This is a genomic window from Actinocrinis sp. (genome assembly GCF_035653575.1).
Lineage (GTDB): Bacteria > Actinomycetota > Actinomycetes > Streptomycetales > Catenulisporaceae > Actinocrinis.
Window position 1 is genome coordinate 1 of record NZ_DASRBQ010000149.1, and the last position, 13,606, is coordinate 13,606.

General features: G+C 70.0%; 9 protein-coding genes and 2 pseudogenes. 4 read left to right on the top strand and 7 right to left on the bottom strand.

Translation table 11 applies throughout. The features are described 5' to 3' along the window. The 4 genes and pseudogenes from VFA06_RS20445 to htpX all read left to right on the top strand — a co-directional run. A pseudogene (locus VFA06_RS20445) lies at window positions 1–603 on the top strand (NADH-quinone oxidoreductase subunit L); the annotation flags it as partial. A gap of 3 nt (window positions 604–606) precedes the next feature. Continuing rightward, complete coding sequence (locus VFA06_RS20450; protein WP_324842259.1) at window positions 607–2,127, top strand: NADH-quinone oxidoreductase subunit M; 1,521 nt, start codon at window positions 607–609, stop codon at window positions 2,125–2,127. A gap of 2 nt (window positions 2,128–2,129) precedes the next feature. Beyond that, window positions 2,130–3,776, top strand: coding sequence for an NADH-quinone oxidoreductase subunit N (locus tag VFA06_RS20455; RefSeq protein WP_324842260.1), 1,647 nt, complete (start codon window positions 2,130–2,132; stop codon window positions 3,774–3,776). Between the two features lie 109 nt (window positions 3,777–3,885). After that, window positions 3,886–4,758: a zinc metalloprotease HtpX gene (gene htpX / locus VFA06_RS20460; protein ID WP_324842261.1), complete on the top strand. Its 873-nt coding sequence runs from the start codon at window positions 3,886–3,888 to the stop codon at window positions 4,756–4,758. A gap of 558 nt (window positions 4,759–5,316) precedes the next feature. Here htpX and VFA06_RS20465 read toward each other — a convergent pair. The 7 genes and pseudogenes from VFA06_RS20465 to VFA06_RS20495 all read right to left on the bottom strand — a co-directional run. Further along, complete coding sequence (locus tag VFA06_RS20465) at window positions 5,317–6,288, bottom strand: ABC transporter permease (protein WP_324842262.1); 972 nt, start codon at window positions 6,286–6,288, stop codon at window positions 5,317–5,319. Next, on the bottom strand, window positions 6,275–7,216 hold the full coding sequence (locus tag VFA06_RS20470) for an ABC transporter ATP-binding protein (protein ID WP_324842263.1): 942 nt from the start codon (window positions 7,214–7,216) through the stop codon (window positions 6,275–6,277). Before VFA06_RS20470 ends, VFA06_RS20465 begins: the two co-directional genes overlap by 14 nt. Then, on the bottom strand, window positions 7,213–8,421 hold the full coding sequence (locus VFA06_RS20475) for a hypothetical protein (protein ID WP_324842264.1): 1,209 nt from the start codon (window positions 8,419–8,421) through the stop codon (window positions 7,213–7,215). The genes VFA06_RS20470 and VFA06_RS20475 overlap by 4 nt, the downstream gene beginning before the upstream one ends. Window positions 8,422–8,521: 100 nt before the next feature. Next, the gene (locus tag VFA06_RS20480; protein WP_324842265.1) at window positions 8,522–9,970 is read right to left on the bottom strand and encodes a hypothetical protein; all 1,449 of its coding nucleotides are present in this window, start codon (window positions 9,968–9,970) and stop codon (window positions 8,522–8,524) included. Between the two features lie 77 nt (window positions 9,971–10,047). Further along, window positions 10,048–10,539 carry a YajQ family cyclic di-GMP-binding protein gene (locus VFA06_RS20485; protein ID WP_324842266.1) on the bottom strand — a complete coding sequence of 164 codons (492 nt, stop codon included), beginning with the start codon at window positions 10,537–10,539 and terminating at the stop codon, window positions 10,048–10,050. Window positions 10,540–10,659: 120 nt separating this feature from the next. Continuing rightward, window positions 10,660–12,699: a S53 family peptidase gene (locus VFA06_RS20490; protein WP_324842267.1), complete on the bottom strand. Its 2,040-nt coding sequence runs from the start codon at window positions 12,697–12,699 to the stop codon at window positions 10,660–10,662. A gap of 321 nt (window positions 12,700–13,020) precedes the next feature. Then, a pseudogene (locus tag VFA06_RS20495) lies at window positions 13,021–13,606 on the bottom strand (serine protease); the annotation flags it as partial.

The following is a 13,606-nucleotide window of genomic DNA, read 5'->3' on the forward strand; positions in this document are numbered from 1 at the left end:
TACGCGACGCGGCTGTGGCTGAAGATGTTCTGGGGCCCGTTCCCCGAGGCCTCGCCGGACGACCACCGCGTCGAGGCACCGCAGACCGAACTAGTTCCGCTGATCGTGCTCGCCGTTCCCGCCGCGGTGCTGGGGTTCGTCGCGCTCGGCGGTGGCGCCTTCGGCTCGTGGATCGGCAACGCCTTCGGACTCGCGGTGCCCTCCTCGGCCGGAGCCGACCTCGCCCCGGCCGGTGCGACTTCCGCGATCGCCTTCGTCGTCACCGTGCTCGGCGCGGGCCTGGTGTGGAACGCCTGGCGGCGCGACCCGGCCGCGGACCCGGCCGAACTGCTCGGCCGCTGGCGGGAGACGGCGCTGTACGGCTTCTACCTTGACGACGTGCAGGATCTGATCATCGTTCAGCCCGCGAAGGCGCTGGCGAGACTCGTCGGTTACCTCGACACCGAGGTCGTGGACGCCTACGTGCGCGGCGCCGGCATCACCGCGCGCGGACTCGGCGGCCTGCTCAGACGCGTCCAGACCGGCAACATCCAGCTCTATCTGACCGCACTGTTCGCCGGAGTGATCGTGATCGCGGCTGTATTCGCAGGACAGGTGCGGTAATCCATGGCCACGCTCCTTGTCCTCCTGCTCGCCCTGCCTGCCGCCGGGCTCGTCGTGCTCTACGCGCTGCCCGCTCGGCAAGCCGCCCGGGTCGGCGCCGGGACCGGCACACTGGTCTTCCTCCTCTCGCTGGTCCTGCTTCCGCTCTTCGACTACGGCCACGCCGAGCAGATGCAGGGTCAGCTCAACGTGCCCTGGGTGCCCGCGTTCGATCTGCGCTTCCACCTCGGCATCGACGGCATCTCGCTGCCGCTGCTGCTGCTGACCACCCTGCTGAGCGCGCTCTGCCTGCTCTACGCGGTGCGCACCACGGCGAAGGACGAATCAGGGCGCGCCTTCACCGCGCTGCTCCTGGTGCTGCAGATCGGCATGGTCGGCACCTTCGTGGCGCAGGACCTGCTGCTGTTCTTCATCTTCTTCGAGATCGTGCTGGTCCCGATGTACGGGCTCATCCACCGCTGGGGCAGCGGCGAGGAGCGCCGGCGCGCGGCGAACAAGTTCATCCTCTACACGCTGCTCGGCTCGGCGCTGATGCTGCTCGGCTTCCTGCTGATCCACGCCAAGGCCGGCACCTTCGACATGGTCGCCCTGGCCCAGCGGCACGGCCTCGGCCTGACCATCGGCGTGCAGGAGGGCGCGTTCCTGCTGGTCGGCCTCGGCTTCGCGGTCAAGACCCCGATGTGGCCGCTGCACACCTGGCTGCCCGACGCGCACACCTCCGCGCCGACCGTCGGCTCGGTGCTGCTGGCCGGGGTGCTGCTGAAAATGGGCACCTACGGCTTCATCCGGATCGGCGCCGGCATGGTGCCGCTCGGCGCGCATCGATTCGCCTTCGCGCTCGGCTGCTTCGGCACCGTCGGGATCGTGTACGGCGCGCTCGCGTGCATGGCCCAGGCCCGGCGCGGCGGCGATCTCAAGCGGCTGATCGCGTACTCGTCGGTCGGCCACATGGGGTTCGTGCTGCTCGGAGTCGCGACCCTGACCCGCGTCGGCCTGGACGGCGCGCTGTTCGCCTCGGTCGCGCACGGCCTGATCACCGGCCTGCTGTTCTTCATCGCCGGCGGCTTCAAGGAGCGGCTGGGTACCACAGACCTGTACACGCTCGGCCGCGGGCTCTACGAGCGGGCACGGCGTTACGGCGTGCTGATCGTCTTCGCCGCGATGGCCTCGCTCGGCCTGCCGGGCCTGGCCGGGTTCTGGGGCGAGCTCTACGCGATCATCGGCGCCACGAAGCCGGCGCCCGGCCTCACCTCGCTCGGGTTCCACATCCTGATGGCGCTCGCCGGTGTCGGCATGATCCTGACCGCGACGTATCTGCTGCTGGTCGTGCGGCGGCTGTGCATGGGCGCGGTGACCGGTCCGAACGGCAGTACCCGGTACGAGCCGCTGCCGGACCTGACTCCGCGTGAGCTGATCAGCTGGACGCCGCTGGCCGGATTGACGCTGGTCGCCGGGCTGTGGCCCGCGGTGATCCTGGCCCTGGCCGATCCGGCCGTCCACCACGTGCTGGGAGGCGCGCGATAGCCATGGCCACCTCAGCGATCTTCGGAATTCAGTCAATCGACTACACCACGCTGCTGCCGGTCCTGTTGACGGCCGGCGGCGCGCTCGCGGTGCTGCTCGCGGACCTGTTCCTGAGCGCGGACCGCAAGCAGTGGCTTTCCTGGGGCGCCCTCGGCGTCATCGTCGCGTCGCTCGCCGCGGAACTCGCGCTCTGGACCAACCGGACCGGCATGCCCCGCAACACGTTCTGCATGCCCGGCGCGAAGGGCGGCACCCCGACCTCAGCGCTCTCCTGCTCCTACGTGGTCGACAACTTCACCCTCACCCTGCAGACCCTGGTGCTGGCCGCGACGGTCCTGGTCGTGCTGATGGCGCCGCGCCGGTTCAAGGTGCCGTTCGGCGAGTACCACTTCCTGCTGCTCAGCTCGCTCACCGGGGCGCTGGTGCTGGTCGCGGCGCGCGACTTCGTCACCATCACGGTCGCGCTCGAGACGCTGTCGCTGCCGGCCTTCGCCCTGGTCGGCTTCGGCAGGCGGGCCGGCGGAGAGGCGGCGCTGAAGTTCTTCCTGATGTCGATCGCCTCGACCGCGGTGATGCTGTTCGGGATCTCGCTGGTCTACGGCGCGACCGGCTCGGTCTTCTTCGGCCGGGTCAGCGCGGGGCTGTCGCACACCTCCGCGCTCGGCGGGGCGCAGGCCCAGGTCGCCGGGGTCGGCGCGGTGCTGACGCTGGTCGGCTTCGGGTTCAAGATCTCCGCGGTCCCGTTCCACTTCTGGACCCCGGAGGTCTACGCCGGCGCGCCGATCCCGATCGCGGCGTATCTGTCAGTGGTCTCGAAGGCGGCCGGGTTCGCCGGGCTGATCCTCACGGTCGAGCTGGCGTTCCGCCCATACCTGCACTCGCTCGGCATCCTGCTCGCGGTGCTCGCCGCGGTGACCATGACCGTGGGCAACGTCATCGCGCTGCGGCAGCGCTCGGCGGTCCGGCTGCTCGCCTGGTCCACGGTCGCGCAGGCTGGGTACGTTCTTGTGCCGCTGGCGGTAAGCAAGTCGCTCCAGGTCTCCGCCTCGGTCGCATATCTCGTGCTGTACGCGGTGATGAACCTGGGCGCATTCGGCGTCGTCAGCGCGGCGTTCGGAGACAGCGGCGAGGCCGAGCTGAAACTGCCCTCCGGCGGCGAACTGGCCGCGTACCGCGGCATGTACCGTCAGCGCCCGCGTGCCGCGCTGGCCCTCGCCTTCTTCCTACTCTGCCTGGCCGGACTGCCCCCGGGCGTCATGGGGCTGTTCGCGAAGGTGGCGGTCTTCAAGGCGGCGATGACCGGCGACGTGGCCTGGCTCGCCGTCGTCATGGCCGTCAATGTGGTCATCGCGCTGTACTACTACCTGCGCTGGGCGGCCGTGCTGTTCGACGTGTCGCTCTTCGGAGCGGCACGGCTGACCACAACCGCCCCGCCCGCCGCCACCCCTGCCGGCACGCTGGGCGCGACGCCGGACAGCGCCGCCGCCCTTTCCCCGACCCGCACGCTGCCCACGCTCGCCCCAAAGCTTGGGGTGGGCATCGCTTTCGCGCTCGCCGTCGTATTCTCCTTCTGGCCCAACCCCGCCCTCGACGCGGTCTCGACCTGGCCCTGGGTGGTCAGCTCCGGCCCGGCAGCGGCGGCGCGGTAACACAGCGCACACGCGTAATGCGACCGCTGCCACCTGCACGGGAACGGTCGTGATCGTCCAGTCGTTGGAGGGGTGTACCGGTTCGGGACTTGGCGGATACTCCTAAACGATGAGCAACCTTCCTGTGCGTCACAACGGAGCGAAGACAGCCGCCCTGCTCGGCTTGCTGAGCGGGCTGCTGCTCGCTGTCGGCGGCATTTGCGACGGCCGCGCCGGACTGCTGCTCGCCCTCCTCGCCGCGCTCGGCACGAACGGCTATATCTACTACTCCTGTGACAAGCTCGCGCTGCGGGCGATGCGCGCGCAGCCAGTCAGCGAACCGCAGGCGCCGGTGATGTACCGCGTCGTACGCGAACTGGCCACCGCCGCGCGGCAGCCGATGCCGCGTCTGTACATCTCACCGACCGACTCGCCCAACGCCTTCGCCACCGGCCGCAACCCGCGCAACGCGGTGGTGTGCTGCACGACCGGCATTCTGCGCATCCTCAACGAGCGGGAACTGCGCGGCGTGATCGGCCACGAGCTCGCGCACGTGTACAGCCGCGACATCCTGGTCTCCTCGGTGGCCGGCGCGCTGGCCAGTGTGATCATGTGGTCGGTCAACCTGGCCTGGCTGATCCCGATCGGCCGCACCGATGACGACGGCCCCGGCCTGCCCGGCATTCTGGCCGCGATGGTGCTCGGCCCGCTGGCCGCCACGCTGATCCAGCTCTCCATCAGCCGCTCCCGCGAATTCCGCGCGGACGCGATCGGAGCCCGGCTGACCGGTGACCCGCTGGCCCTGGCCTCCGCCCTGCACAAGCTGGACTACGCGACCTCCCGGATGCCGCTGCCGCGGGAACCGGAGCTGGTGACCGCGAGCCACCTGATGATCGCCAGCCCCTTCGGCGGACGGGCCCGCGGCGCGGCCCGGCTGTTCTCCACGCACCCGCCGATGGCCGAGCGGATCGCCCGCCTCGAGCGGATGGCCGGCTACCGCTGACCGGCGTTCGCGGACAGGTCCGCGTCGGCTGGCTCTGGCTCCGCGGCTTCGGCTGAGGCCGATCCCGGGTTCTGTCACGGTTCTGTCACTCAGCTTTCCTTCACCATCTGCCTACCGCGCTCCTCAGGGACTGGTGTGAGGTTCGAGCCACGGGGCTTCGACCTGACGACCAACCCAGGAGGACGTGCATGCCGCTCCATCGACCCGTCGCACTGCGCGTGAGCGCGATCGCCGTGGCCGCAGTCACCGCCGCGGGAGTGCTCACCGCTGTTCGAGCAGTACCGGCTCCAGCAGTTCCGGCGGAGCCTCCTCGCAGCAGTGCGGTTCAGGCACCATGCCGACGGCCATGCCCACCGGGGCTCGGCTGTCCGGCGCCCCGAGCGGTCAGCCAACGACCATGCCCACCGCGCGACCGTCCGGCGCTCCCACCGGCGCGATGCCCTCCGGAGCGCCCAGCGGCGGACAGGGCGGCCCCGGCGGTATGGCCGGTGGAGGAGCGGCGGGAGGAGCAGCGCCGGGTTGCGGTACCGCGCCGTAACGCGCACCCGTGGGCGCGCCTCACGCGAGCACATCCCTGGACGAGAGGCGCGCCCACGCCGCCGAGCCGAAGACCGCCACGTAAAGCGCCTGGATCAGCAGGTTGTGCACGATGTTCGGCGTGTACACCGGATCGCGCAGCAGGTCCGCGAACGAGGTCCACTGATCCGTGAACAGCCACGGTTGGATCGAGCTGAGCTGCGGGATCGTCTGCAGGATGCCGGAGAGCACCGTGACGCCCACAGTCACCGCCATGGCCGCGATCGCCGTGTCGGTCAGCGTCGAGACGAACAACCCGATCGCGCAGAGCCCGAGCAGCGAGGCCGCCACGAGCAGCGTGATGATCACCGCCTTGACCAGCGCCGCGCCGAAGGAGATCGACTCCCCGGACAGCAGCGTCACCGGCCCGATCGGGAACAGAATCAGCCCGATCACGAAGGCGGAGACCGCCACCGTGAACGAGGCCACCAGGCAGAACACCGCCAGCGCCCCGCCCTTGACCGCGAGCAGCCGGTTGCGCCCCACCGGCGCGACCAGCAGGTACCGCAGCGTGCCCTGGCCCGCCTCACCGGAGATCGAGTCCCCGGCGACCACGCCGATCGCCAGCGGGAGGAAGACCGGCAGGGTGATCGTCAGCGAGCTGAACACCAGGAACAGCCCATTGTTGGAAACCTGGGAGATGAAGCCGCCGCCGCCGTCAGGATGACGGGTCGTCAGCTTGATCGCCACGCCGAGCGCCAGCGGGATCGCGGCCAGCGCCGCGAGCAGCGCCAGGTTGCGGATCCGCCCGAACATCGTGGTCAGCTCGTTCAGCGCGAACGAGCCGCGCAGCCCGAGCCGAAGCCGTGTCCGCTGCCGGAACCCGGCCGTGCGTGCGCCCCCGCTCACGGCACGACCAGGCGACACGCCGACACCGCTGTCCACGGTCTCACTGTGCACACTGCTGCCGCCGTGCACACTGCTGCCACTGTCCACACTGCTACTGAGCGACATCGAAGCCCTCCCCGGTCAGCGCCACGAACGCGTCCTCCAGCGACGGCCGCTCGACCCCGAAGGCGAACACCCGGATCCCCGCGCCGACCAGCGCCGCGCACACCGCGTCCGGCTCGAGCCCGTCCGCGTCGCAGGTCACCCGATCGCCCTCGACGTGCACCTCCGTGCCCCCCGCGGCTTTGAGCACCGTCTCGGCCGCGGCCGCGTCCGGCGTGGTCACCGCGAGCCTGGCCCGCAGCCCCGCGCCGAGTTCCGCGACCGTGCCCTGGACCACCAGCCGGCCCTTGCTCATCACCGCCGCGTGCGTGCACACCTGCTCGATCTCGTCGAGCAGATGGGAGGAGAGGAACACCGTCGTGCCGTCCGCGGCCAGCGACTTGATCAGGCTCCTGATCTCGCGCATGCCCTGCGGGTCGAGCCCGTTGGTCGGCTCGTCGAGCACCAGCAGGTCGCGCGGCTGAAGCAGCGCCGCGGCCAGGCCGAGCCGCTGCTTCATGCCCAGCGAGTACGCCTTGGCCTTCTTCTGCGCCGCGTTGCTCAGCCCGACCCGCTCAAGCGCGTCGGCGATCCGCGCCTTGCGCGTCCTCGGATCGGCGCTGCGGTCGGCGGCGTCGTACCGGGCCAGGTTCTCCGCGCCGGTCAGGTACGGATAGTGCGCCGGACCCTCGATCAGCGCGCCGACCCGCGGCAACACCCGGTTGCCGGCCTGCGGGATCGGCTCGCCGAACAGCTCCACCCGCCCGGCGGTCGGCCCGATCAAACCCATCAGCATCCTGATCGTGGTGGTCTTGCCCGAGCCGTTGGGACCGAGGAAGCCGAACACCGCCCCCTGCGGTACTGACAGCTCCAGCCCGTCCACCGCGAGCTGCCCACCGCGATACCGCTTGGACAGCCCGTAGGTCTCGATGGTCGGACTCGGCTGGCTCACTTCGTCCCCTGCGCCGCGGCGTCCGCTTCCAGGACGGACGGGGTGACCGAGCCGACGAACAACCGGCCGTCGTCCGTGACCAGGATCGACAGGAAGTTGGTGGTGTACAGCTTCCCGCTGCCGAACGCGCCGCTGACCTTCTTGCCGGCGCCGATCAGCGTGTTGAGGTAGCTGGAGACGTCGCCGTTGAACAGGCCGTTGGCGTTGCCGCGATCCGAGCCCTTCGAGCCGGAGCCGGCCGCGTGGGCGATCGCGTTGAGGTCCACGCCGTGCAGTTCGACGACGGTCAGCCAGTCCTTGCCGAGCACCTGCGGCTTGAGGTCGGCCTCGCTCAGGCCGCCCATGCCGGCGTTCTGCTTGGCCTGCTGCTGGTTCAGCTCCTGCACGGTAGCGCCCTTGGGCGCCTTGAAGTTGAACTGTGCGTCACTGGGTGCCGAGAACGAGACCGAGGTGAATCCGACCTCGAAGGCCGCGGTCCCCGAGCCCGCCGGGTACACGGCAACCTGCAGCGGAGCGCCGTTCTGGTAGTCGACCGCGATGGTGACCTTGCCGATCAGCGTGCCGCTCTGCTTCGGCGTGAGCACCAGCGTGTACGCGGCGCGCCCGGCGACCGACTGCGTGCCGTCCACCGAGATGTTGGTGGAGGGGGAAAGCGCGGCCAGGAGCTGCTGCGCCGCCTGCTGCGGGGTCAGCGGGGCCCTGAGCTCGTCCCCCTTTTCCCGGGCCTTGGCATCCGGCTTGCCCGTCAGCGTCGCGTGCTCGACGCTGTTCTGTGAGCTGTCGTACAGCCAGATTTGCGTCCCGTTGTGTACGAGGTCGTATTCGGACATCGTGTCGAGCAGCGCTATGCGTGACTTCTGCGGGCCGTTCGCCGCGACCTGAAGCGTGTGCGTGCCGCTGAGCAGCGACAGCGGGTTCGCCCGGTTGGAGAGGTTCGGCAGCGCCGGCAGGCCGAGGTTGGTCGTCAACGCGACCGTACCCGAGTACGTGTCGACCTTCGACTGCGCGACCTTCACCAGCAGGTTCTGCGCGGAGATCGGCGGCAGCGACGGCGCGGCCGAGGCGAACTGCGGTGCGAGCGCGGCCCCCGTAGCCACGATCGCGACCACGGACGCCGGGGCGATGGCGCGAATGGTGCCGCGGCGCAGTGGGCTGGCCGGGGCGTCGTGCTTGTGGGTGCGGCGGTTCGAGTCGTGCTCGCTCATCGTTCGGTTCACTCCCCGTGCGTTAGCGGGACGTCGTTTCGTTGCTACTGCCAATCACAGCACCGCGCGACGCCACGGGGATCGTCCCGAGGAGGGTTCTTCACGTACTTCTCACGAATGACCCGGCCGCGTCCGGGTCCGCCTTCCGCCGTGCTCTAGTCCCGTCGTCCTTGGCACCGCTGTCCTTCGAGCCGTTCGCCCCGTCGGACGGCGCACCCGGCGCCGCCCGGCCTCCGCGTGCAGGTTCGAGCACACCGGTCTGCCGCAGGATCAGATCAGCCAGAATCGGCAGGCCGCAGATCCCCAGCAGGTACACCTGGTAGTACAGCCGGTCCAGCTGCGAGGTCAGCGGGTGCGCCGCCGCGCTGGCCAGCCCGGTGAGCGCGGCCGCGCCGACGATCGCGCCGAAGTCCCGCCGGTACCGCCACAGCAGCACCGCCCCGAGCACAAGCAGCGCGGGCACCAGCGGGTCGTGCAGGTAGTTCTTCGCGGTGGCCAGCCAGAAGTGCTTGTTGAGCGCGAGCCACTTGCCGTAGAGGTTCGGCGGAGTCGGCTCGGTGTAGTGGTTGGTGAAGGTGTCCTCGAGCGAGTCCTTGAAGCCCGGCCAGCCGAACGCCATCGGCAGCAGCGTCAGCACGATCAGCAGGCCCGCGCTGTACGCCGCGAGTAGCACGGCGCGTCGGTTACGCCACTCCCGGCTCCACCACGCCAACAGACCGATCGTCAGGGCCATACACCCGGCCTGTACCGAGAAGGTCGAGTAACGCACCACGAACCCGCACACATACGCGATCGTCGAGACGATCAAACCGAGCCGGGTACGTCCCCGCAGCATCAGTACCGCACCGATCAGCACGGCAATCGTGCACACCAGCGTCGGCGCCTCGGTGAGGAACTGATTCAGCCAGAACCAGGTCGGCAGCGTGTACAGCGCCACCATCCCGGCGAGCGCGGCCAGCGTCCCGCCCCCGGCCAGCCGGATCAGCAGCACTACGCCCCAGCCGGCCAGCAGCGTGAGCAGCACACTGAGCACCGCCAGCCCGCGATTGAGCCCGAAGCCCGCGACGAACGGCGCGGCCAGCAGCGGATATCCCGGCCGCGAGTCGAAGATCAGGTTGAACCTGGGCTTGTTCGGCGGGAGGCCACCCGCCGCGGTCCACTGCGTGATGCAGCCGCTGCGGATGCCCGCCTTCGTCGCCGCGTTCCCCGTCGTACGCGCCAGGTCGGTGCAGTAATAGTCGAGCGCGATCGCCCGGGCCTGCGCGTCGCTCTTGCCCAAGTCGCGCTCGATCGCGGTGACGTACCGGTAGGTGTCGTTCCAGGTCGTGTCCCGGATCTTGCCCGGCTCGCCGACCATCACCGCGGTCGCGATCACCGACACGATCAGCGCCCACGCCGCCAGGCTCCGCGGCCACCGCAGCGGCACGACCACGCGCCCGAGCCGCAGCACCCGCGTCGCCGCCTGCGCGGTCCCATCCGCTCTGTGGCCGCCGAATACGGGCTCTGACCAACCTGCCGTCGCCGGACGCAGCGGCGCGTTCACTGTCACGGCTCCGGATGTTACCCCCACGGGCGTCTGCCCGATCAGCTGCGGGTGATTGCCAGCCGCCCCACGCCCCGCAGGCGCTAGCGGTAGTTGGTGAACTGGAGCGCGAAGTCGAAGTCCTGGCCCTTGAGCAGGGACATGACCGCCTGGAGGTCGTCCTTCGACTTCGAGGAGACCCGCAGCTCGTCGCCCTGGATCTGCGCCTTGACGCCCTTGGGTCCCTCGTCCCGGATCAGCTTGGAGACCTTCTTCGCGTTCTCCTGGCTGATGCCCTCGGTGACCGTCGCGGAGATCTTGTACACCTTGCCGGACAGCTGCGGCTCGCCGGCGTCCAGAGCCTTGAGCGAGACGCCGCGCTTGACCAGCTTGTCCTTGAACACGTCGAGCACCGCGAGCACCCGGCCCTCGGCGTCGGCGCGCAACTCGATCTTCTCGCCAGCCCACGCGATCGACGCGCCGGTGTTCTTGAAGTCGAAGCGCTGCGAGATCTCCCGCGCGGTCTGGTTCAGCGCGTTGTCGACCTCCTGCCGGTCGACCTTGCTGACGATGTCGAAGCTGGACTCGGACGCCACGGCGCGCTCTCCTCACTCTCGGGCGGAGTTCTCGGAAGCAGAGCCTACCGACTGGGAACGCGAGGGCGGACCGCCCCTACAGGGACGGCCCGCCCGGATGGATCAGTCCCGTGCGCCGGCTTAGAAGCCGAGGCCCCCGAGCCCGAAGGACCACAGGAACCAGGCGTTCGGCGAGCCGAGGCCGGTCGCGTTGTCGAAGCCGCGGCCCGCGTTCAGGCCGAAGTCCGTGCCGATCGAGTACAGCCGGACCCGGCGGGAGCCGTCCGCGTTGTAGCCGAGGTCGTACGCCACGGACAGGGTCTGGTCGCCGATGTGCGTCGCGGCCGGGTGCGCCGTGACGTCGGTGTACAGGCCCTGACGCAGGTACAGCGCCGGGTTGGCGAAGCCGACCGGCCGGCCGTGCTGCGCCTGGATCGCGTCGGCCAGGATCCCCGCGAAGGACGGCGAGGACACCGAGGTGCCGCCGTAGCCGGCCTCGGAGTACGGGCTGCCGTCGGAGATGCCGACCGCGACCGAGGTCAGCAGGTCGCCGTTCATCGCCACGTCCGGGATCACCCGGTGCGCCTGGGCGGTCTTCTCACCGGTCAGCAGCGTGTGCGAGAGCGAGGAGGGCACCGCGAAGATCTGGTACCACGGCTGGTTGAAGTCCGGGCTGGTACCGCCGCCGCCGCCGAAGTACCAGTAGCCCGGGAACGGGCTCCAGGACTTGCCGTCGGGGGACAGGACCGAGCGCTGGTTGCCCATCGCGGTCTCGAACTTGTACGTGCCCGAGGCGCTGGAGATGGCCAGCGCGGTGCCGCCGACCGCGGTCACCCACGGGTCGGAGGCCGGCCACTGGGTCTGCGCCTCGGTGGTGTTCGGGTCGCAGTTCGCGCCGTGCGCCGCGGCGCCCGGGGAGTTGTCGCCGCAGTCGCCGGAGGACGCGTTGAAGCCGATGCCCTCGACCGCGGCCTGCTTCAGCACCTGCTCGTACGGAGCGATGATCGAGGTGTCGAAGTAGGTGGCGGTCGGGCCGTGCATGATCTCGCCCCAGGAGTTGGAGACCACGTCGGCCAGGTGGTTGTCGACGATCAGCTGCCAGGCGGCCAGGAAGTCCTGGTCGGTGCAGGAGTTCGCGCCGACGTAGACGACGTTGGCGTTCGGCGCGTAGCCGTGCGCCATCTCGACGTCGAGCGCCTCCTCGGGCGCCCAGCCCTGGGCGCCGCCGCAGAGAGCCTGGTTCGTCCAGTTCGCCGGGGTGACGTACTCGGTGTACTGGCCGGGCGCGAACGCCTTGTCGCCGTGGTTCGTCGCGTACTGGTTGGCGTCCTGGAGCATCGTCGAGGAGCCGAAGGCGTCCACGATCGCGACCGTCGCGCCCTTGCCGGTCAGGCCGGTCTCGCTGACGCCGTAAGCCTTACGCAGCTGCGACGGCACGTAGGAGCACGGGGCCGTCGGCTCAGTCGCGGTGTAGCCGGTCGGGAAGCCGGTCGCCGTGTACTGGCCCCAGTAGGTGGAGCAGGGCTCGGGAATGCCGCTGGCCGGGGTGCTGCCGCTCTTGGTGCCGATGGCCTTGGAGACCGAGGTCGAGTTCGGGCGGGCTGAAGTGTTCTGCACGCCGTCGAGGCCGACGACCGACAGCAGGCCCTTGGCGACGGAGTCGGGCACCGTGAGGTCGCTGGTGGGCGCGTGGTGCACGCCGGTCGCGGTGGAGAAGTTGTGCAGGCTGGTGTTGAACGCGGCCTCGACCTGCGCGGCGGTGCCCGCGACGTCGACGTAGTGCTCGTTGGCCGCGGTGATGCTCAGGCCATGGCCGGTGAGGTAGTTCTTGACCGCGGCGCTGTTCGCGGCGGACGGGCCGAACTTGGCGGCCGCCTGCGCGGCGCTGAGGTACTTGCCGTACTGCGCGGAGGACGGGTCCGAGACCGCCTTCGCGTACGCGTCGAGGCCGGCGGCGTTCTGCGAGGCGAAGTAGACCCGGGCGGTGATCCGGGTGGCCGCGGGCACGGCGCCCTTGTCGGCCTGGGGCGTGGCCCAGGACGGATGCCCGACGGCGATGGACGAACTGGTCGCTGCGGCGTCGGCCGGCGCGGCCGACGTGAGCGCGGTGGCGAGCAGCGCGGCGGTCGGTATGACCGCGGCCGCGACTCGCCTGGCCCGCCGTTGTGCGGCGAGAGGCATGGGTGGCCTTCCTCCCCTTGGAGATTCATCCCGCCGGAGGCGGGAGAACGAGAGTGGTGGGCTGGCTGCGGTCGCCGGCCCTTTGCGCCGGGTCCTCCGGCACGCGGCACCGCAGCGAACCATTGCTACTGCGGCAACCCGCCGCCGCGCAATGGCTGAACTCAAAAGATGTTGAAGTTGCCCGGTATCCGCCAAACTGTCAGTGGGTTACGACCGGGTGAGCGGGAAATTCGCCGGTGCGCAACAAGGGTTTTCCCTACTTCCCCGATGGCGATTTTCCAGGCAGCGCGCCGTACCACCATGGGCCGAGCGGATCCTGGCTCAGCCTGCGCCGAGCCGCTGCGGAAAGTCGTCTCCGGGGCTGCCGAGTCCGGTTGCGGCGTCATATCCCGGTGCGGCGAGTAAAGGTCCGTCGTCGCCGAGTGACGCCAGCACCGCCGGTTTGCCCGGAATGGGCGGATAGATCTGGCCGAGCGGCGACGTGGTGTTGGGCCCATTGCCGGTGACCGTGATTCCGGTCACATCCCGCACTAGCGCGGTATGCGCCTGACAGTACAGCAAGGGGTTCACGAAACCGAGGTCCGCGCCGCCGTGCGCCTCGATCGCGTCGGCTTCAAGCCCGGCGAGCAGGGGACTGGCGAGGCTGGTTCCGCCGACCGCCGCCTCCTTATACACGTCGACTGATTTGCCGGAACTATCGGCCGATTGCACGGTTTGGCCGACGAGCATCCCGGTGAACGGATCGGCATCGAGCGAAAGGTCCGGCACAGTCCGCCGGGGCGTAGTGGCCGGCTGTCCCGTGAGCAGCGTCCCGGAGAGCGCGGCCGGAACCCGGCCGGCCTGGTACCAGGGCTGCGCGAAGTCCGCCGACGTACCGCCTCCGCCGCCGAAAACCCAGCCCAGCGGC